The sequence below is a fragment of the Burkholderia sp. JKS000303 genome (assembly GCF_002563755.1).
GTDB classification, from domain to species: domain Bacteria; phylum Pseudomonadota; class Gammaproteobacteria; order Burkholderiales; family Burkholderiaceae; genus Burkholderia; species Burkholderia anthina_B.
In genome coordinates this window covers 467442-486340 of sequence record NZ_PDBZ01000001.1, presented here as the reverse complement: position 1 = coordinate 486340, position 18899 = coordinate 467442, and the positions used below count along the sequence as shown (strand labels likewise).

The 18899-nt window shown below is 65.5% G+C and carries 22 protein-coding genes; 13 read left to right on the top strand and 9 right to left on the bottom strand.

Annotated elements, in window-relative coordinates:
* Window positions 1-7 precede the first annotated feature (7 nt).
* From BX604_RS02300 to BX604_RS02290, 3 genes are all read left to right on the top strand, one after another.
* Complete coding sequence (locus BX604_RS02300) at window positions 8-802, top strand: MetQ/NlpA family ABC transporter substrate-binding protein (RefSeq protein ID WP_098549392.1); 795 nt, start codon at window positions 8-10, stop codon at window positions 800-802.
* A gap of 229 nt (window positions 803-1031) precedes the next feature.
* Complete coding sequence (locus tag BX604_RS02295; RefSeq protein ID WP_098549391.1) at window positions 1032-1781, top strand: electron transfer flavoprotein subunit beta/FixA family protein; 750 nt, start codon at window positions 1032-1034, stop codon at window positions 1779-1781.
* A gap of 16 nt (window positions 1782-1797) precedes the next feature.
* Entirely contained in the window at window positions 1798-2733 is a 936-nt protein-coding gene (locus BX604_RS02290; protein WP_098549390.1) for an electron transfer flavoprotein subunit alpha/FixB family protein, read from the top strand.
* Window positions 2734-2936: 203 nt separating this feature from the next.
* Here BX604_RS02290 and BX604_RS02285 read toward each other — a convergent pair whose 3' ends face one another.
* Window positions 2937-4223, bottom strand: a complete 1287-nt coding sequence (locus BX604_RS02285) for a D-amino acid dehydrogenase (RefSeq protein WP_098549389.1) — start codon at window positions 4221-4223, stop codon at window positions 2937-2939.
* Between the two features lie 145 nt (window positions 4224-4368).
* On the opposite strand from BX604_RS02285, the gene BX604_RS02280 reads away from it, so the two are divergent.
* The gene (locus BX604_RS02280) at window positions 4369-4857 is read left to right on the top strand and encodes an Lrp/AsnC ligand binding domain-containing protein (RefSeq protein ID WP_098549388.1); all 489 of its coding nucleotides are present in this window, start codon (window positions 4369-4371) and stop codon (window positions 4855-4857) included.
* 115 nt (window positions 4858-4972) lie between these two features.
* A complete protein-coding gene (locus tag BX604_RS02275) occupies window positions 4973-6151 on the top strand; it encodes a PA0069 family radical SAM protein (RefSeq protein WP_098549387.1) in 1179 nt (392 codons plus the stop codon).
* A 15-nt stretch (window positions 6152-6166) separates the two neighbouring features.
* On the opposite strand, the gene BX604_RS02270 is transcribed toward BX604_RS02275, so the two are convergent.
* Window positions 6167-6634, bottom strand: a complete 468-nt coding sequence (locus BX604_RS02270) for an NINE protein (RefSeq protein WP_098549386.1) — start codon at window positions 6632-6634, stop codon at window positions 6167-6169.
* A 109-nt stretch (window positions 6635-6743) separates the two neighbouring features.
* Complete coding sequence (locus BX604_RS02265) at window positions 6744-7892, bottom strand: PQQ-dependent sugar dehydrogenase (RefSeq protein WP_098549385.1); 1149 nt, start codon at window positions 7890-7892, stop codon at window positions 6744-6746.
* A gap of 153 nt (window positions 7893-8045) precedes the next feature.
* Here BX604_RS02265 and rpsP point away from each other — a divergent pair, with 153 nt between their 5' ends.
* From rpsP to BX604_RS02235, 6 genes are all read left to right on the top strand, one after another.
* Window positions 8046-8300: a 30S ribosomal protein S16 gene (gene rpsP, locus BX604_RS02260; protein ID WP_006400702.1), complete on the top strand. Its 255-nt coding sequence runs from the start codon at window positions 8046-8048 to the stop codon at window positions 8298-8300.
* A gap of 42 nt (window positions 8301-8342) precedes the next feature.
* Complete coding sequence (rimM, locus tag BX604_RS02255; protein WP_098549384.1) at window positions 8343-9020, top strand: ribosome maturation factor RimM; 678 nt, start codon at window positions 8343-8345, stop codon at window positions 9018-9020.
* Window positions 9021-9815 carry a tRNA (guanosine(37)-N1)-methyltransferase TrmD gene (gene trmD / locus BX604_RS02250; protein WP_098549383.1) on the top strand — a complete coding sequence of 265 codons (795 nt, stop codon included), beginning with the start codon at window positions 9021-9023 and terminating at the stop codon, window positions 9813-9815. It begins immediately after the preceding gene.
* 133 nt (window positions 9816-9948) lie between these two features.
* Entirely contained in the window at window positions 9949-10341 is a 393-nt protein-coding gene (gene rplS / locus BX604_RS02245) for a 50S ribosomal protein L19 (protein ID WP_011351359.1), read from the top strand.
* A gap of 87 nt (window positions 10342-10428) precedes the next feature.
* Window positions 10429-11115: a CoA pyrophosphatase gene (locus BX604_RS02240; protein ID WP_098549382.1), complete on the top strand. Its 687-nt coding sequence runs from the start codon at window positions 10429-10431 to the stop codon at window positions 11113-11115.
* 120 nt (window positions 11116-11235) lie between these two features.
* On the top strand, window positions 11236-12174 hold the full coding sequence (locus BX604_RS02235; protein ID WP_098549381.1) for a CobD/CbiB family protein: 939 nt from the start codon (window positions 11236-11238) through the stop codon (window positions 12172-12174).
* A 77-nt stretch (window positions 12175-12251) separates the two neighbouring features.
* On the opposite strand, the gene BX604_RS02230 is transcribed toward BX604_RS02235, so the two are convergent.
* The 3 genes from BX604_RS02230 to BX604_RS02220 form a co-directional block, all read right to left on the bottom strand.
* The gene (locus tag BX604_RS02230; RefSeq protein ID WP_098549380.1) at window positions 12252-12569 is read right to left on the bottom strand and encodes a putative signal transducing protein; all 318 of its coding nucleotides are present in this window, start codon (window positions 12567-12569) and stop codon (window positions 12252-12254) included.
* Window positions 12570-12631: 62 nt separating this feature from the next.
* A complete protein-coding gene (gene rsgA, locus BX604_RS02225) occupies window positions 12632-13573 on the bottom strand; it encodes a ribosome small subunit-dependent GTPase A (protein ID WP_098549379.1) in 942 nt (313 codons plus the stop codon).
* Window positions 13570-14829, bottom strand: a complete 1260-nt coding sequence (locus tag BX604_RS02220; RefSeq protein WP_098549378.1) for a M48 family metallopeptidase — start codon at window positions 14827-14829, stop codon at window positions 13570-13572. The genes rsgA and BX604_RS02220 overlap by 4 nt, the downstream gene beginning before the upstream one ends.
* 117 nt (window positions 14830-14946) lie before the next feature.
* Between BX604_RS02220 and orn the strand changes: the two genes are divergently transcribed.
* Window positions 14947-15570, top strand: a complete 624-nt coding sequence (gene orn / locus BX604_RS02215; protein WP_098549377.1) for an oligoribonuclease — start codon at window positions 14947-14949, stop codon at window positions 15568-15570.
* A 16-nt stretch (window positions 15571-15586) separates the two neighbouring features.
* On the opposite strand, the gene mog is transcribed toward orn, so the two are convergent.
* Together mog and yjgA are read right to left on the bottom strand one after the other, a co-directional pair.
* Window positions 15587-16204, bottom strand: coding sequence for a molybdopterin adenylyltransferase (gene mog, locus BX604_RS02210; RefSeq protein WP_098549376.1), 618 nt, complete (start codon window positions 16202-16204; stop codon window positions 15587-15589).
* Window positions 16188-16793 carry a ribosome biogenesis factor YjgA gene (gene yjgA / locus BX604_RS02205; RefSeq protein WP_306668197.1) on the bottom strand — a complete coding sequence of 202 codons (606 nt, stop codon included), beginning with the start codon at window positions 16791-16793 and terminating at the stop codon, window positions 16188-16190. Before yjgA ends, mog begins: the two co-directional genes overlap by 17 nt.
* Before the next feature lie 127 nt (window positions 16794-16920).
* Here yjgA and pmbA point away from each other — a divergent pair, with 127 nt between their 5' ends.
* Window positions 16921-18291: a metalloprotease PmbA gene (pmbA, locus tag BX604_RS02200; protein ID WP_098549374.1), complete on the top strand. Its 1371-nt coding sequence runs from the start codon at window positions 16921-16923 to the stop codon at window positions 18289-18291.
* A gap of 90 nt (window positions 18292-18381) precedes the next feature.
* On the opposite strand, the gene BX604_RS02195 is transcribed toward pmbA, so the two are convergent.
* Entirely contained in the window at window positions 18382-18882 is a 501-nt protein-coding gene (locus BX604_RS02195; protein WP_098549373.1) for a dihydrofolate reductase, read from the bottom strand.
* Between the last annotated feature and the right edge of the window lie 17 nt (window positions 18883-18899).

Below are 18899 nucleotides of genomic sequence, written 5' to 3'. Positions count from 1 at the left end.
GGAGACGATGCAACGACGCGTCATGCTGAAATTCGCGGTCGCACTCGGCGCGGCCGTGCTGTTCACGAGCGCGCACGCGCAGGCGGAAACCATCAAGGTGGGCGTGACGGGCGGCCCGCACGCGCAGATCATGGAAGTGGTGAAGAAGGTCGCGGCGAAGAGCGGCCTTGAGATCCGCATCGTCGAGTTCTCCGACTACGTGCAGCCGAACGCGGCGCTCGCGTCCGGCGATCTCGATGCGAACAGCTACCAGCACGATCCGTATCTGCAGGCGCAGGTAAAGGACCGCGGCTACAAGCTGATCAAGGTCGCGGACACCGTTACGTTCCCGATGGGCATCTATTCGAAGCGGGTGAAGTCGCTGGCCGAGCTGAAGCCGGGTGCGCGCATCGCGGTGCCGAACGACCCGACCAACGGTGGCCGCGCGCTGCTGTTGCTGCAGAAGCAGGGGCTGCTGAAGCTGCGCGCGGACGCGGGGCTGAAGGCGACGCCGCTCGATGTCGTCGACAATCCGCGCAAGCTGAAAATCGTCGAGCTCGATGCGGCACAGATTCCGCGCTCGCTCGGCGACGTCGACGCGGCGGCAATCAATACGAACTACGCGATGGAAGCGGGCCTGAGGCCGAAACAGGACGCGATCGCAATCGAGGGTCCGAACGGCCCGTACGCGAACATTCTCGCGATTCGCGAGGCCGATCGCAGCAAGCCGTGGGTCGCGAAGCTGATCGCTGCCTATCATTCCGCGGAAGTGAAGCAGTACATCGAGCAGAAGTTCGGCGGCGCGGTCATTGCTGCCTGGTAACACGAAGTACTGGGCGCGCCCGGCGACGATTAGAGTCGATGATCGAAAACCCGGGCTTTGCGTCCGGGTTTTTTCTCTTTTAAAATAGAACGACCGTTCGCTATTGCCGGCGCGCCGAAGCGGAGCGCTATCCTCGATAGTCGCGATGGATTGGTCCGCTTGGCCGCGCAGTCATGAGGCCTCGCTATAGAATGGCCTCTGGTCGTATTCGTAACTTTGGAGCGTGTGCATGAAAATCCTGGTGCCAGTGAAAAGAGTGGTCGATTACAACGTGAAGGTCCGCGTGAAGTCGGACAACACGGGCGTCGACATCGCGAACGTGAAGATGTCGATGAACCCGTTCGACGAAATCGCGGTGGAAGAAGCCGTGCGCCTGAAGGAAGCGGGCGTGGCGACTGAAGTGATCGCCGTGTCGGTGGGCGTTGCGCAAGCGCAGGAAACGCTGCGTACGGCGCTCGCGATCGGTGCGGATCGCGCGATCCTCGTCGAATCGAACGACAGCGTCGAGCCGCTGGCCGTCGCGAAGATTCTGAAGGCGCTGGTTGACAAGGAGCAGCCGCAACTGGTGATCCTCGGCAAGCAGGCGATCGACGACGATTCGAACCAGACGGGGCAGATGCTGGCCGCGCTGGCTGGCCTGCCGCAAGCGACGTTTGCGTCGAAGGTGACGATCGCCGACGGTAAGGCAACCGTTGCACGGGAAGTCGACGGTGGTGCGGAAACGCTGTCGCTGACGCTGCCGGCCGTGGTCACGACCGACCTGCGCCTGAACGAGCCGCGCTATGTGACGTTGCCGAACATCATGAAGGCGAAGAAGAAGCCGCTGGAAAACGTGAAGCCGGAAGACCTCGGTGTGGATGTGACGCCGCGTCTGAAGACGCTGAAGGTGGTCGAGCCGCCGAAGCGGGCGGCCGGCGTGAAGGTGCCAGACGTGAAGACGCTGGTCGAGAAGCTGAAGACCGAAGCCAAGGTGCTGTAAGAGGGAGCGGAAAGAAATGACGATTCTGGTGATTGCAGAACACGACAACGCGTCGATCAAGGCCGCGACGCTGAACACGGTGGCAGCGGCAGCGAAGATCGGTGGTGACATTCACGTGCTGGTGGCGGGCCACAACGCGCAAGCGGCTGCGGACGCAGCGGCAAAGATCGCAGGCGTGTCGAAGGTGCTGCTGGCCGACGCACCGCAACTGGCCGCAGGCCTGGCGGAAAACGTCGAAGCGACGGCGCTGAACATCGCGAAGGACTACTCGCACATCCTCGCGCCGGCGACGGCCTACGGCAAGAACATCGCGCCGCGTATCGCCGCGAAGCTGGACGTCGCGCAGATCTCGGACATCACGGCAGTGGACTCGGCCGACACGTTCGAGCGTCCGATCTACGCGGGCAACGCGATCGCGACGGTGCAGTCGAGCGACCAGATCAAGGTCATCACGGTGCGTGCGACGGGTTTCGATCCGGTTGCCGCGGAAGGCGGCAGCGCATCGGTCGAGAAGATCGAAGCGGCGGCCGACGCAGGCAAGTCGCAATTCGTGAGCCGTGAAGTGACGAAGCTGGACCGTCCGGAACTCACCAGCGCGAAGATCATCGTGTCGGGCGGCCGTGGTCTGGGCAGCGGCGAGAACTACACGAAGGTGCTGGAGCCGCTGGCGGACAAGCTGTCGGCAGCGCTTGGTGCGTCACGCGCGGCAGTCGACGCTGGCTACGTGCCGAACGACTATCAGGTTGGCCAGACCGGCAAGATCGTCGCACCGCAGCTGTACATCGCGGTGGGCATCTCGGGTGCGATTCAGCATCTGGCAGGCATGAAGGATTCGAAGGTGATCGTCGCGATCAACAAGGATCCGGAAGCACCGATTTTCAGCGTGGCCGACTACGGTCTCGTCGGTGATCTGTTCGCGCTCGTGCCGGAACTCGTGACCGAGCTCGGCTGAAGCGGCGTGCTGCTTCAACGGTAAGCAGCAAAATGAGGGGGCGCGATGAGCGCCCCTTTTTTTATGCTTCGAGCGGAAGAAGGGGAGGTTCCCGGTGCGAAGCACGCGATCGGGCTACCCGTTCGCCGAAACGAAAAAGGCGCCCCGTGGGGCGCCTTTCCTTTCGATGTCGGCCGGCCCGCATGGTCGCGGGCCGTCTGGACTTACGCGTATGCCGGACGCGTCTGGCCGGCCACGTCCTTCAGGTAGCGGTGTACCGACAGGTCGTCGGCCTGGATTGCCGGCTTCTTGCCCGAGATCAGGTCGGCCAGCAGCTGGCCCGAGCCGCATGACATCGTCCAGCCGAGCGTGCCATGGCCGGTGTTCAGGAACAGGTTCGAGACCGGCGTGCGGCCGACGATCGGCGTGCCGTCCGGCGTCATCGGGCGCAGGCCCGTCCAGAACGTCGCGTTCGACGTATCGCCGCCGCCCGGGAACAGGTCGTTCACGCACATTTCGAGCGTTTCGCGACGTGCTGCGCGCAGGTTCTTGTCGAAGCCGACGATTTCCGCCATGCCGCCGACGCGGATGCGCTGGTCGAAACGCGTGATCGCGATCTTGTAGGTTTCGTCGAGCACCGTCGACACGGGCGCAGCCGCTTCATTGATGATCGGTGCGGTGATCGAATAGCCCTTGAGCGGATAGACCGGGATCTTCATCAGGTTCGAGATGAAGCTGGTCGAGTACGAGCCGAGCGCGACGACGTACGCATCCGCGCGCACCGTCTCGCTGCCGCACTGCACGCCGGCAATCTTGCCGCCGGCAATCGCGAGCGCGTCGATCGGCGTGTTGTAGCGGAACTTCACGCCGAGCGATTCGGCGAGCGCCGCGAGGCGCGTCGTGAACAGCTGGCAGTCGCCCGTTTCGTCGCCCGGCAGGCGCAGGCCGCCCGTCAGCTTGTGCGACACGGCGGCGAGCGCCGGTTCGGCGTGCTTCAGTTCGGCCGGCGACAGCAGTTCGAACGGCACGTTCGCTTCCTGCAGCACTGCGATGTCCTTCGCCGCGCCGTCGAGTTGCTGCTGCGTGCGGAACAGCTGCAGCGTACCGCCCGTGCGACCTTCGTACTGGATGCCGGTGTCGGCGCGCAGCGCTTGCAGGCAATCGCGGCTGTATTCGGCGAGGCGGACCATGCGGCCCTTGTTGACCGCATAGCGCTCGGCTGTGCAGTTGCGCAGCATCTGCCACATCCACTGCAGCTGGAAGCGCGTGCCGTCGAGGCGGATCGCGAGCGGCGCATGCTTCTCGAACATCCACTTGACGGCCTTCAGCGGCACGCCGGGAGCGGCCCACGGTGCCGCATAGCCCGGCGAAATCTGGCCCGCGTTCGCGAAGCTCGTCTCGAGCGCCGGGCCGGCCTCCCGGTCGATCACCGTAACTTCATGACCGGCGCGGGCGAGGTAATACGCGCTTGCCACGCCCACCACACCGCTGCCCAGAATGACGACTCGCATAGCTGCTCCAGATGGAAGGGATCAGGTCGAGGCCGGGCGCACTTGCGTCTCCGTGTAACCTCTAGCTGATCTAGTGTTTTGCGCTATGGTATTGTCGAATGTGTAGGTTTTGTTATCGTATTTTTCAGGTTTTCAGAAGAAACAAATGAGAACGCAACGCCAGCCAGTACGCTCCCTCGACAAGCTCGACCGGCGCATCCTGAAACTGCTTCAGGACGACGGCCGGATGGCGATGAAGGACCTCGCGGAACAGGTCGGACTGACCGTGACGCCGTGCATCGAACGCGTGCGGCGCATGGAGCGGGACGGTGTCATCACCGGCTATCACGCGCGCGTCGACCCGTGCCAGCTCGGCGCGGCGCTGCTGGTATTCGTCGAGATTACGCTCGGCCACAAGGGCGGCAACATGTTCGAGCAGTTCCGTCGCGAAGTGATGAAGATCGACGAGGTGCTGGAGTGCCATCTCGTGTCGGGTGATTTCGACTACCTGATCAAGGCGCGGATCGGCGAGATGGCCGATTATCGCAAGCTGCTGGGCGACATCCTGCTGCAATTGCCCGGCGCGGTGCAGTCGAAGAGCTATGTCGTGATGGAGGAAATCAAGGAGACGCTGACGATTTCAGTCGGCGAATGATCACTGCGGCGGCCCGGCATCGGGCTGCCTGTCGTCCTTGCTGTCGGTCCCCTTATCTCGCCCTTGGCACGCAGCACCCAATACTGTATAAATATACAGTATTGGGTGCTGGCGAATGGGTGAGCGCATGGACGGTCTGTCCGACAACGAATTTCCGATAGCGCCGCCCGCGCCCCGCAAGGGGCGCGGTGCGGTCGACAACCTGCAGGGCCGTTACGAAACGGCGCAGCGCGAAGCCGTCGACGACGGCTGGATGCACGAATCGGACGATGCCGACCTGGCTGCGCCGTTGCGCACGCAGGTGTTCGAGGAGCACGCCAAGAGCATCCTGACGCACAACCAGTCGCCGGACATTCCGTTCAGCGTGTCGCTCAATCCGTATCGCGGCTGCGAGCACGGTTGCATCTATTGCTTTGCGCGGCCGACGCACAGTTATCTCGGCTTGTCGCCGGGGCTCGATTTCGAGAGCCGCATCTATGCGAAGGTCAATGCGGCCGAATTGCTCGAACGCGAGATTTCGCGCAAGCGCTACGTGCCCGAACCCATCGCGCTCGGCGTGAACACCGATGCATACCAGCCGGTCGAACGCGATCTGCGCATCACGCGCAGCGTGATCCAGGTGATGCACGATCACGGGCTGCCATTCGCCGCGATCACGAAGTCGTCGCTGATCGAGCGCGATCTCGACCTGCTCGCGCCGATGGCCGCGCGCGGACAGGTGATGGCGGCGGTCACGATCACCACGCTCGACGCCGATCTCGCGCGCACGCTGGAGCCGCGGGCGGCGACCCCGGCGCGCCGCTTGCGCACGATCCGCGCGCTGCGCGACGCGGGCGTGCCGGTGGGCGTGAGCATTGCGCCGATGATCCCGTTCGTCACCGAGCCCGACCTGGAGCGCGTGCTCGAAGCCTGCGCGGAGGCCGGCGCGACGCACGCGAGCTACATCATCCTGCGGCTGCCGTGGGAGGTCGCGCCGCTGTTCAAGAACTGGCTGTCCGCGCATTTCCCCGATCGCGCGGAGCGCGTCATGAACCGCGTGCGCGACATGCGCGGCGGGAAAGACTACGACTCGGATTTCTCGAAGCGGATGAAGGGGGAGGGGATCTGGGCCGACCTGTTGCGGCAGCGCTTCCGTCAGACCGTCAAGCGGCTCGGATTGAACGAACGCACGAACGGCATCCTGGATCTGTCGCAGTTCCGCGGCGCCCTGGCGGGCGTGGCGCCCGCGCAGCGCCTCGTTGCGGGCGCAACCGGTGCGAAGGCGCGTGTCGACGCGCAGTTGAGCCTGTTCTGAACCGCGCGTCGGCGCTTACTGCGAGATCTGCCTGGCGGCTTCGACTTGCGACTCGAAATACGTCTGGAACGACAGCGCGAGCGCAGTCATCAGCAGGAACGCGCCGATCAGCAGCGAGAAGATCACGATGAAGATTACCGTCCAGCCGGATCGGCTGTGCTTGCCGGTGTCGGCATTGAATTGCGCGTCCCATTTTTCGTCGGGGCGCAGCCCGTAGACGAGCGCGGCGATGAACGCGGCCAGCAGCGAGATCGCGCCGGGCACCGCGAGCCACCAGCCGAGGCTGGCGCTGCGCTGCGTGGCAGCGAGCAGCAGGAAGCCGGGGATGCCGACGATCGTCGCGAGCAGGTGCACCCAGCCGTACACGTCGCGAAAGCCATACAGGTAGAAGCGGTGCGCGCCGAGCGATCCGAACAGGAAGGCGAGGGCGGCGGTGAGCGTCTTGGAGCGGAAGCGGTGGGACGGTGCGGTGCTGCTGGACATGGGTGGCGGCGGATGATCGGTTGCATGGGCGGCCGACAGGCCGGCGCGGGCGCACGGCCCGGCACGCATTCTACGACGCCCGGTCGGACCCGGTCACCCCTCGCCTGCGTCAAGGTGACGCATAGGTGACGCGGTAGATGGCGCCCGCGTAGTCGTCGCTGACGAGCAGCGAGCCGTCCGGCAGCGGCAGCACGTCGGCCGGGCGGCCCCACACGGTGCCGTTCGCGCGCAACCAGCCCGTGATGAACGGCGTCTGGCGTGCGTGACTGCCGTCCGCCGACACGACGGCGCGCATCACGCGGTAGCCGACTTTCGTGCTGCGGTTCCACGAGCCGTGCTCGGCAATGAATACGTTATTGCGATACGACGCCGGAAACATCGGTCCCGTATAGAAGCGCATGCCCAGTGCTGCGACGTGCGCGCCGAGTTTCAGCACGGGCGGCACGTATCGGCGGCACACGTCGGGGCTACCGAATTCGGGGTCGGGCGTGTCGCCGCCGTGGCAGTACGGGAAGCCGAAGTCGAGGCCCGCGCGCGGTGCGCGGTTCAGCTTGTCATCGGGCACGTCGTCGCCCATCATGTCGCGCCCGTTGTCGGTGAACCATAGCTCGCCGGAATCGGGGTGCCATGCGAAGCCGACCGTATTGCGCACGCCGCGGGCAACTACCTCGCGCCCGCTGCCGTCGGCGTTCATCCGTGCGATGATCGCGTACCGGCTGCGATCGACGAGACACACGTTGCACGGTGCGCCGGTCGGCACATACAGCTTGCCGTCGGGGCCGAACGCGATGAATTTCCAGCCGTGATGATGTTCGGTCGGCAGCGCGTCCGTCACGACCACCGGCGCGGGCGGCTTCGAGAGCCGGTCGTCGATGTGGTCCAGGCGCAGGATGCGCGACACGGCCGATATATAGAGCGCACCGTTGCGATACGCGACACCGACGGGCATGTCGAGCCCCGACGCTATCACGTAATGGGCGCCGATCCGGCCCTCGTGCATCACGAACGCGTGCACACGGCCTTCCCGCGTGCCGACATACAGGATGCCGCGAGGCGACCACGCCATTTCTCGCGCGGTCGGCACGGCGTCGGTTAGCACGTCGACGTGAAAGCCGGGCGGCACGACAAGTTCGCCCACCGGCAGTGCGGCGCAAGCCGCAGCGGACGCGAGACAGATGACGAGGCCGGCCAGCAAGCCCGCGAGGCGGTGCTGCGGGTGCTGCGCGCGGTGCACCGACGTGGCGCGAAATAGCGGCATGGCTACGGGAGGCGTCGTGGACACGACGATTGTATGCCCGGTGGTTGCGGCGTCCGCGGAATTTTTGCGCGTAAGTGTTTGTTGTGGCTTCAGTTTCCGGCTATAATCGCACGTTTCAGTAGTTTCGAACCCGGTTTCCCCGAAGGATTTCATATGGTTATCATCCGTCTGGCTCGCGGCGGCTCGAAGAAGCGCCCGTTCTACAACATCGTTGCTACCGATTCGCGTAACCGTCGTGACGGCCGCTTCATCGAGCGCGTTGGCTTCTACAACCCGGTTGCTACGAAGGGCGAAGCGCTGCGTATCGCTCAGGATCGTCTGACGTACTGGCAAGGTGTTGGCGCGCAACTGTCGCCGACCGTCCAGCGTCTCGTGAAGGAAGCGCAAAAGGCGCAACCGGCTGCCTAACATGGCGCGGTGTGCCGGTCGTGCCGGCTGCAAGGAGCATTGATGTCCGGTCACGATTCCGGTAACACGAAGCGCGGGCGAGCGTCGTTTGGCGCATTCGTCCGCAAGCCGGCTGCACGCGACGCTGTCGCGGACGCCGGTACGGCTGCCGAGCAGGGCAGCCTCGAGGCGGTGCAAGCCTGGCCCGACGATGCTGTCGAGGTCGGGGCAGTGGTCGACGCCTATGGCCTGAAGGGTTGGGTCAAGGTGGCAACGCATGCCGACGCCGGTCGCGGTGGCGATGCGCTGCTCAATGCGCGCTGCTGGTGGCTGGAACGGGGTGGGGAGCGGTTGTCCGCTCGCATCCTGCAGTCGAAGACGCACGGCGACACGGTCGTCGCGCAAACCGCGGGTGTCAGCGACCGCGATGCCGCACTGGCTTTGCGCGGCTTTCGCGTGTTCGTGCGCCGGGAAGATTTCCCGGCATTGGCCGCGGACGAATTCTATTGGGTCGACCTGATCGGTCTCGAGGTCGTCAACGAGCAATCGGTGGCGCTTGGGACAGTGAGCGGGATGATCGACAACGGCGTGCATTCGATCATGCGCGTCGCGTATCCGGTGGTCGGCAAAGACGGTCAGCCGGACACCGCCGAACGGCTGATTCCGTTCGTCGGCGTATACGTCAAAACGGTGGATCAGGCGGCACGTCGCATCGTCGTCGATTGGGAAGCCGATTACTAAATGAACCCGGTTACGGAGAGCGCGGTGCAGTTCGATGTCGTCACGCTCTTTCCCGAAATGTTCCGCGCACTGACCGACTGGGGAATCACCAGCCGGGCCGTGAAGCAGGAGCGCTTCGGGTTGCGCACCTGGAACCCGCGTGATTTCACGACGGACAACTACCGCACGGTCGACGATCGTCCGTACGGCGGCGGTCCGGGCATGGTGATGCTGGCCAAGCCGCTCGAAGCTGCGATCGGCGCTGCGAAGGCAGCGCAGGCGGAGCAGGGTGTCGCGAGTACGCGTGTGGTCATGATGTCGCCGCAAGGCGCGCCTTTCACGCACGAACGTGCGATGCGCATGGCGCAGGAACCGGGCGTCATCGTGCTGTGCGGTCGCTACGAAGCGATCGACCAGCGTCTGCTCGACCGTTGTGTCGACGAGGAAATCAGCCTCGGCGATTTCGTTCTGTCCGGTGGCGAACTCCCGGCGATGGCGATGATGGATGCCGTCGTGCGCTTGCTGCCCGGCGTGCTGAACGATGCGCAGTCGGCGGTGCAGGACAGCTTCGCCGACGGGCTGCTCGATTGTCCGCATTACACGCGCCCCGAGGAATACGAGGGGATGCGCGTGCCGGACGTGCTGCTCGGCGGGCATCATGCCGAGATCGAGCGGTGGCGGCGGCAGGAAGCCTTGAAGAACACGTTGCAGAAGCGGCCGGACCTGATCGCCCGGGCGCGTCGCGACAAATTGCTGAGCCGTGCCGATGAGGCATGGCTTGCGAACCTCGCACGCGAAGCGAAGAACGCCTCTTGAGGCGGCGTCGCAGGCGGGAAATGGCGGTACCGTGCATGCGTGCGCGGTGCCTGATGTAAATCCATCCTCTATCGGGGCCAAGCCTGGAAGCAGGCGGGTGCAAACGCCGACAAGATGGCTTTAGGAGTCAGTGATGAATCTGATTGCAAAACTTGAGCAGGAAGAAATCGAGCGCGCGCTCGCCGGCAAGACGATCCCCGAATTCGCCCCGGGCGACACGGTGATCGTGAACGTGAACGTGGTTGAAGGTAACCGCAAGCGCGTTCAGGCATACGAAGGCGTCGTGATCGCGATTCGCAGCCGTGGCCTGAACTCGAACTTCATCGTCCGCAAGATTTCGTCGGGCGAAGGCGTCGAGCGTACGTTCCAGACCTACTCGCCGCTGCTGGCGAGCATCGTCGTGAAGCGTCGCGGTGATGTGCGTCGTGCAAAGCTGTACTACCTGCGCGAGCGTTCGGGCAAGTCGGCTCGAATCAAGGAAAAGCTGGTGTCGAAGGATCGCACCGCAGCAGCTTCCCAAGAGTAAGAGCTGTAAGGAAAAAGCACCCACCCGGGTGCTTTTTTCATTCTGGCGCGACAATATGCTCGATACGACACGACCATGAGCGCTCCATTGAATCGTCGCCCCATCATTGATCCCGAAGTCCTGCCGGTCGAAGGCACCGGCGCGGGCCTGCCCTCCATCGATACCCGTCTGCTGACGCCGCCCGGCTTGCGTGAGCGTTTCGCGCGCACGCTCGAATGGAGCGTCGAACCCGGCGAAGCGCGGCTGCAGGAGGGCGTCGATCCACGTAACGCGGCTGTCCTCGTGCCGCTCGTCGTTCGCGACACCGGCCTCACCGTGTTGCTCACGCAGCGCGCGGACCATCTGAACGACCACGCCGGGCAGATCAGTTTCCCCGGCGGCCGTCGCGAACCGTTCGATCGCGATACGACCGCGACCGCGTTGCGCGAGGCGAAGGAAGAAATCGGGCTGGCCGCCGAGCGGGTCGAGATCCTCGGTGCGTTGCCCGACTACCTGACGGGCACCGGCTTTCGTGTCACCCCCGTCGTGGGACTCGTGCATCCGCCCTTTACCGTGCAGGCCGACACGTTTGAAGTCGCCGAGATTTTCGAGGTGCCGCTCGCGTTCCTGATGAGCCCGGCGAACCACCAGGTGCGTGTGTTCCGTTGGGAAGGCGGAGAGCGTCGTTTTTTTGCGATGCCCTATCCGAATGGCAGATCCGACGGGCATTACTTCATCTGGGGCGCAACTGCCGGCATGTTGCGCAATCTGTACCGCTTCTTGGCAGCCGGATGACATCCTGCCGCATCCGGCGCGCGCGGCCGTCTGCCGGGCGTTCGCGCCGGCAGCCATGTGCTGCTTACGCTGTGCTATCGTTATGCAAAAAATGACATAACTCCGAAGACGGCGCCACGCATGACTTTCTTTTCGGTTCTCCTCGCTCTCATCATCGAACAGGTCCGCGCGTTGTCGCCGAGCAATCCCGTGTTCGCGCTGTTCCAGTTTCATGCGGAAACCGTCGCGCATGGTCTCGACGCCGGCAAGCAAAAGCATGGCGTTCTCGCGTGGCTCGCGGTCGTGCTGCCGTGGGTGCTGGTCGTCGCGCTGATCTATTTCCTGCTTTTCAAGGTGAGCTTCGTGCTCGCATTCATCTGGAACGTCGTCGTCGTGTATTTCACGCTCGGGTTCCGTCAGTTCAGCCACTACTTCACCGACATCCATCTCGCGCTCAATAACGACGACGTGCCGCGCGCGCGCGAAATCCTGCACGAGTGGACGGGCCTCGATACGGTCGACATGCCGGTCGGCGAAATCGTTCGCCACACGCTGATTCATGCGGTCGTCGCATCGCATCGCCATGTGTTCGGCGTGTTCTTCTGGTACGTGCTGCCGATCGGCCCCGCCGGCGCCGTGCTGTATCGGATTTCCGAATATCTCGCGCGCACGTGGTCGACGCCGGGCGACGATCGCACGGCGGCATTCTCGACGTTCGCGCAGCGCGCGTTCTTCGTGATCGACTGGATTCCGTCGCGACTGACCGCGCTCGGCTTCGCGATCGTCGGCAACTTCGAGGATGCGATCTACGCGTGGCGCAACCATACGCGTCAGTGGCCGGATCCGAACGACGGCGTGCTGCTCGCGGCCGGTAGCGGCGCACTCGGCGCGCGTCTGGCGGGGCCGCTTGCGGAGCCGTCGAGTCTCGACGCGCTCGCAGTCGGCGACAGTGGCCCGTTGACAGTCGGCGACGATTGCACGCCGCGCACGCTGCAGTCGGCCGTCGGCCTGGTCTGGCGCGCGGTGATCCTGTGGATGATCCTGCTGCTGATGCTGACGCTTGCCGTCTGGGTGTCGTGACGCGAGCGGGCAGCGCCCGATGAAATGAAAAGGCCGGCTTGATGCCGGCCTTTTTGCTGTGGGTTCGCTCGCCGCATTCAGTCGTCGAGCGGATCGCGCACCGCGCCGCATTGCCAGCAGGCCGTGAACTGGGCCTCCAGCGCTTCGCCGCACTGGCGACAGCGCCATGGGGCAGCGCCGGCCGACGGACCGTTCGACGCGGCGTCGAGGAGGCGCCGCGCCAGCGCATCGTCGCGCTCGTCGTCGAGCCACAGCTCGGGCCCGCACGCGTCGGCGGGCAGGCCGCCGAGCGCGCCGGTCGCGTAGCAGTTATGCAGCTCGCAACCGATGCCGGCCACCTGCAGGACATTGGCCCAATGCTGCGCAGTCGCGAGATCGGGTGCCTTGAAACGCATCGCGGCTCCTGTCGGTGAGGGCCGCGCCGAACCGGCCCGGCCGCCTTCTGCCCGTCGCGCGATCAGCGGACGATCTGGCTTGCCTCGTGCACGAGCTGCGCGTAGAGCGCATGCCGCGACGGCGCGATGCGGCCATCGGCGACGGCTTCGAGAATCGCGCAGCCGGGCTCGTGCAGATGATGACAATTATAGAAACGACAGTCCGCGAGCAGCGGGCGGAACTCCGGAAATGCGCGCTCGAGGCGGCCTTCCGTCAGGTGATACAGGCCGAATTCCTGGAACCCCGGCGAATCGATCAGCGCACCGCCGCCGTCGAGCGGATAGAGGCGCGTGAACGTCGTCGTGTGACGGCCGCTGTTGAGCGCGGCCGAGATTTCGCGGGTCGCCGCCTCGGCGTCGGGCACGAGCAGGTTCACGAGCGTCGACTTGCCCATCCCGGACTGGCCGAGCAGGATCGTCGAATGCCCGGCCAAGTGCGGCATCAGCTGCGCGCGCGCATCGTCGGGCGAGCCCTTCACCGATAGCTCGAGCACGTCGTAGCCGAGGGCGCGGTAGGGTGCGAGACGCTCGCGGGCGACCGGCAGTGCGGCTTCGACGTCGATCTTGTTCAGCACGACGAGCGGCTTCAGTTCGTTCGCCTCGGCCGCGATCAGTGCGCGACCGAGCAGGTCCTCACTGAAATAGGGCTCGGTCGCGAGCACGATCAGCAACTGGTCGAGGTTGGCCGCGAAGAGCTTCGACTTGAACTGGTCGGAGCGGTACAGCAGGTTGCGCCGCTCGCCGATCTCGACGATCACGCCCTGGTCGGCCGATGCCTGTTCGTACACGACGCGGTCGCCGACCGCGATGTCGCTCTTCTTGCCGCGCGGGAAGCATTGCAGCATGGGGCTGCCGTCGTCGGGTGCGACGATGTAGTGGCGGCCATGCGCCGCGATCACGCGGCCTTCGACTCGCGGCGCGTCCGAGGCGCGCACGGCCGGCTTGCGGGAGATCGGCCGGCTCATGCGTGCTGCATCAGGCGGTCGATCCGCTGCGACGCGGGCGGATGCGAATAGTAGAAGGCCGTGTAGACGGGGTCGGGCGTCAGCGTCGACGCGTTGTCCTCATAGAGCTTCACGAGCGCGCTGACGAGATCCTGTGCATCGGTCTGGCTGGCCGCGAACGCGTCGGCCTCGAATTCGTGCTTGCGCGACGTGAGGCTGCTGAACGGCGTCGCGAAGAACAGGAACACGGGAATCGCGAGGAAGAACAGCACGAGCGCGGCGCCCGCGTTGCTGGAGTCGAGCGACGGCGTGACGCCGAGGCCGGTGTAGAACCATGTGCGTTGTGCGAGCCAGCCGAGCAGGGCGAGCAGCACGAGGCTCAGCACGAACGACACGAGCATCCGCTTCATCACGTGACGGCGCTTGAAGTGACCGAGCTCGTGTGCGAGCACGGCTTCGATTTCCTGGCCCGACAGCCGCGCGAGCAGTGTGTCGAAGAACACGATCCGCTTCGATGCGCCGAAGCCCGTGAAGTATGCGTTGCCGTGCGCGGAACGGCGGCTGCCGTCCATCACGAACAGGCCCTTCGCCGCGAAGCCGCAACGCTTCATCAGCGACTCGATGCGCGAGCGCAGCGCATCGTCCTTCAGCGGTTCGAACTTGTTGAAGATCGGCGCGATGAAGGTCGGGTAGATCAGCAGCACGAGCATCTGGAACGCGACCCAGACGATCCATGTCCACAGCCACCACAGGCTGCCGGCCTGGTTCATCAGCCACAGCACGACGAACAGCAGCGGCAGGCCCAGCACGGCGCCGAGCAGCGTGTTTTTCAGCATGTCGGTGAAGAACAGCCGTTTGGTCATCCGGTTGAAGCCGAAACGCTGCTCGATCCCGAACTGGCGGTAGTACTCGAACGGCACGTCGATCACGCCCGTGATCGCGAGCACGGCGGCGACGAGCGCGACCTGCTGCCCGTAGCCGCGCCCGAACCAGCCGGTGAACAGCGTGTCGAGCGCGCCGACGCCGCCGAGCAGCGTGAGGCCGACCAGCACGGCCGCGCTGACGACGATCTCGAACATCGCGAGCCGGGTGCGCTCGACCGTGTAGTCGGCCGCGCGCTGGTGGGCACTCAGCGGAATGGTGGCGCTGAACTGCGTGGGCACGCCGTTGCGATGCGCGGCGACGAAGCGGATCTGCCGCGACGCGAGCCATAGCTTGGTGACGACCATCGCGAGCACGGCGATCGCAAACAGCAGGGTGAACGAAAAGGGTGACATCGAAGGCGCCAAAGGGTTCTATGCGAGAATTATATGTTCTTGCGGACCGGGCCCGCTGATGCGATACCGGCCGCCCGGGCGGCGTTGCGCGCCGTCCGCCATTTTCCAGGATGACTCATGACCGATACCGCCGCTTCCGCCAGCCAGCCCACGCTCGTGCGCAACGAGTTGAACCTCGTCTGGCTCGACATGGAGATGACGGGCCTCGACCCGGATAACGACCGCATCATCGAAATCGCGGTCGTCGTGACCAATTCCACGCTCGACATCGCCGTGGAAGGCCCCGTGTTCGCGATCCACCAGAGCGACGAAACGCTCGCGAAGATGGACGACTGGAACAAGTCGACGCACGGCCGTTCGGGCCTGATCGACCGCGTGCGCGCGTCGACCGTGACCGAGGCGGAAGCCGCCGCGCAGCTGCAGGCGTTCCTCGCGCAGTACGTGTCGCCCGGCAAGTCGCCGATGTGCGGCAACTCGATCTGCCAGGACCGCCGCTTCATGGCGCGCTGGATGCCGGAGTTCGAGCGGTTCTTCCACTACCGCAACCTCGACGTCAGCACGCTCAAGGAATTGTGCCGCCGCTGGCAGCCCGCGATCTACAAGGGTTTCCAGAAGCGCGCGATGCATACGGCGCTGGCGGACATCCACGAGTCGATCGACGAGCTCAAGTACTACCGCCAGCATTTCCTGATTCCGGCCGCATCGGCGGCGCCGGCAGGCGAGTCCGCGCCGGCCGCCTGAGCGGGCCGGCACACGCTCAGCGCGGCGCGCGCTGGGCGCTCTTCGGCCGGAACGCCGCGACCACCGCGGCGTCGGTCTCGATGTACGGGCCGCCGATCAGGTCGATGCAATAGGGCACCGCGGCGAAGATGCCGGGCACGGTCGACTTGCCGTCGGCATCGCGCAGCCCTTCGAGCGTTTCCCGGATCGACTTCGGCTGGCCGGGCAGGTTGATGATCAGCGCTGCGTGGTCTGCTGTTTCGCGGATCACCGCGACCTGCCGCGACAGGATCGCGGTCGGCACGAAATTCAGGCTGATCTGCCGCATCTGTTCGCCGAATCCCGGCATTTCCTTCGTCGCCGCGGCCAGCGTGGCCTCCGGCGTCACGTCGCGGCGCGCGGGGCCGGTGCCGCCCGTCGTCAGCACGAGATCGCAGCCGGCGACGTCGACGAGTTCGGCCAGCGTGGCGGAGATCGTCGGTGCGTCGTCCTGGATCAGCCGGGTTTCGGCGCGCCACGGTGACGTGAGTGCGCCGGCGAGCCATTCCTGCAGCGCCGGAATACCCTTGTCCTCGTAGACGCCGGTGCTCGCGCGGTCGCTGATCGACACGAGGCCGACCACGAGCTCGTCCGGGTGGTTACGCTTCGTCGTCATGGTCGTCCCCGGCGTCGTCCGGTGTTTCGTCGCCGTCAGCCTCGCCGGTGCTGCCCGCGGTCTTGATCCACTGGAACAGCTCGCGGAAATAGCGCGGGGGCTTGCCTTGCTGCGCTTCCTTGCGCGCGTTGCGGATCAGCGTGCGGCCTTCCTGGATGTCGGCTTCCGGATGCTGGCGGAGGAATTCGGTCAGCGCGTCATCGTTCGCGAGCAGCTGTTCGCGCGTGCGTTCGATCCAGTGCAGGCGGGCGGTTGCGGCCTTGTTCACGCCGCGCTGGGCGTCGAGCGCGGTGCGCAGCGCGGCCGTTTCGTCGTCGGTCAGCGAGCGCATCACGCGGCCGACGTACTGGAGCTGGCGGCGCTTGCCTTCGTGATCGGTGATCCGGCGCGCCTCGCGCACGGCGTCCGCGAGACTTTCGGGCATCGGCATGCGCTTCAGCGCGTCTTTCGGCAGATCCACGAGCGCCTGGCCGAGCACCTGCAGCTCGTGCATTTCGCGCTTCAGTTGGGATTTGCTGGGGCGATCGTAGCCATTGTCGTCTTCTTCGACGGCATGTTCGATCGGCTGGATTCGGGTTTTGCGTGTCATGGACGGCATTGTATCGCGGCGCGGACACCCCAAGCTTGTCGGTATCCGGCCCCGGACCTTGCTATGATCGCGGGATACGCAACATTTTGAACATGCGGGCGCCCGCCCGCCACCGGATATCAAGACGATGGCAGCCAATCTCGACGTACAAGCGCGCTATTTCCCGCACACGCAGGACCAGCTCAAAGAAATTGCCTCGGACATCCTTCGCCATGCGAAGGCGCTCGGCGCGAGCGACGCCGCGACTGAAATCTCCGAAGGTGACGGCCTGTCGGTGTCGGTGCGCCGCGGCGAGGTCGAGACGATCGAACACAACCGCGACAAGATGGTCGGCGTGACGGTGTTCATCGGCAAGAAGCGCGGCAACGCGAGCACGTCCGACTTCTCGCCGGCCGCGATCAAGGATACCGTTGCCGCCGCATACAACATCGCGCGCTTCACGGCGGAAGACGACGCGGCCGGCCTCGCCGAGGCCGAACTGCTCGAAACCGACCCGCGCGACCTCGATCTGTATCACCCGTGGGCGCTGTCGGCCGACGAGGCCGTCGAGCTCGCCCGCCGCGCGGAAGATGCCGCGTTCGCGGTCAGCCCGCAGATCCGCAACTCGGAAGGCGCGAGCGTGTCGGCGCAGCATTCGCAGTTCGTGCTCGCGACGTCGCGCGGCTTTCTCGCCGGCTACCCGTATTCGCGCCACTACATCGCGTGCGCGCCGATCGCGGGCAGCGGCCGCCACATGCAGCGCGACGACTGGTATTCGTCGAAGCGCAGCGCGGTCGATCTCGCCGCACCCGAAGCCGTCGGGCGCTATGCGGCCGAACGCGCGCTCGCGCGGATGGGGGCACGCCGTCTCGACACCCGCAAGGTGCCCGTGCTGTTCGAGGCGCCGCTCGCGGCCGGCCTGCTCGGTGCGTTCGTGCAGGCCGTGAGCGGCGGCGCGCTGTACCGCAAGACGTCGTTCCTCGTCGACAGCCTCGGCAAGCCGGTGTTCGCACCGCACGTCCAGGTCGTCGAGGATCCGCACGTGCCGCGCGCAATGGGCAGCGCGCCGTTCGACGAGGAAGGCGTGCGCACGCGCGCGCGCAGCGTGGTCAGCGACGGTGTCGTCGAAGGCTACTTCCTGTCGACCTATTCCGCACGCAAGCTCGGCACGCAGACCACCGGCAATGCAGGCGGCTCGCACAACCTCGCGCTGCGCAGCTCGAACACGCAACCGGGCGACGATTTCGACGCGATGCTGAAGAAGCTCGGCACGGGCCTGCTGCTGACCGAACTGATGGGGCAGGGCGTGAACTACGTGACCGGCGACTATTCGCGCGGCGCGGCGGGCTTCTGGGTCGAGAACGGCGTGATCCAGTACCCGGTCGAGGAAATCACCGTCGCGAGCACGCTGCAGGAAATGTTCCGGCATATCGTCGCGATCGGCGCGGATTCGATCGTGCGCGGCACGAAGGAAACGGGCTCGGTGCTGATCGAGCAGATGACGATCGCCGGCCAGTAAGCCGAGCGGCATCGGCCGCCAGGAAAACGAAAAGCCCGACCGGCGTGAGCCGGTCGGGCTTTTTCATTGCACGTCGCGTTGCTTTGCCGGTCAGCCGTGCTTGCGCGCGTAGACGACGAATGCATAGCCGAACGTGTTCGGCGCGGCAGCCTGGTGCGGGTCGCGCGACACTTCGTGCCAGTGCGCGGGATCGGGCGCCGGGAACGACGCGTCGCCGTCGAAATCCGCATCGATCTCGGTGACGACCAGCTTGTCCGCGAGCGCGAGACCTTCCGTATAGAGCTGGGCCCCGCCGATCAGGAATGCTTCGGGTACGCCGTCGCGCGCGGCGAGCGCGAGCGCGTCGGCGAGCGACGTCACGGTGTCGCAGCCGTCGAAGCGGCGCGTTGCATCGCGGGTGACGACGATGTTGCGGCGGCCCGGCAGCGGCCGGCCGATCGACTCGTGGGTCTTGCGGCCCATCACGATCGGCGCACCCATCGTCGTGCGCTTGAAGAACGCGAGGTCTTCGGGAAGTTTCCAGGGCAACTGGTTGTCGCGGCCGATGATGCCGTTGCGGGCACGCGCGACGATCAGGGTCAACGTCGTCATGAGAGTCGGGAAAGGGG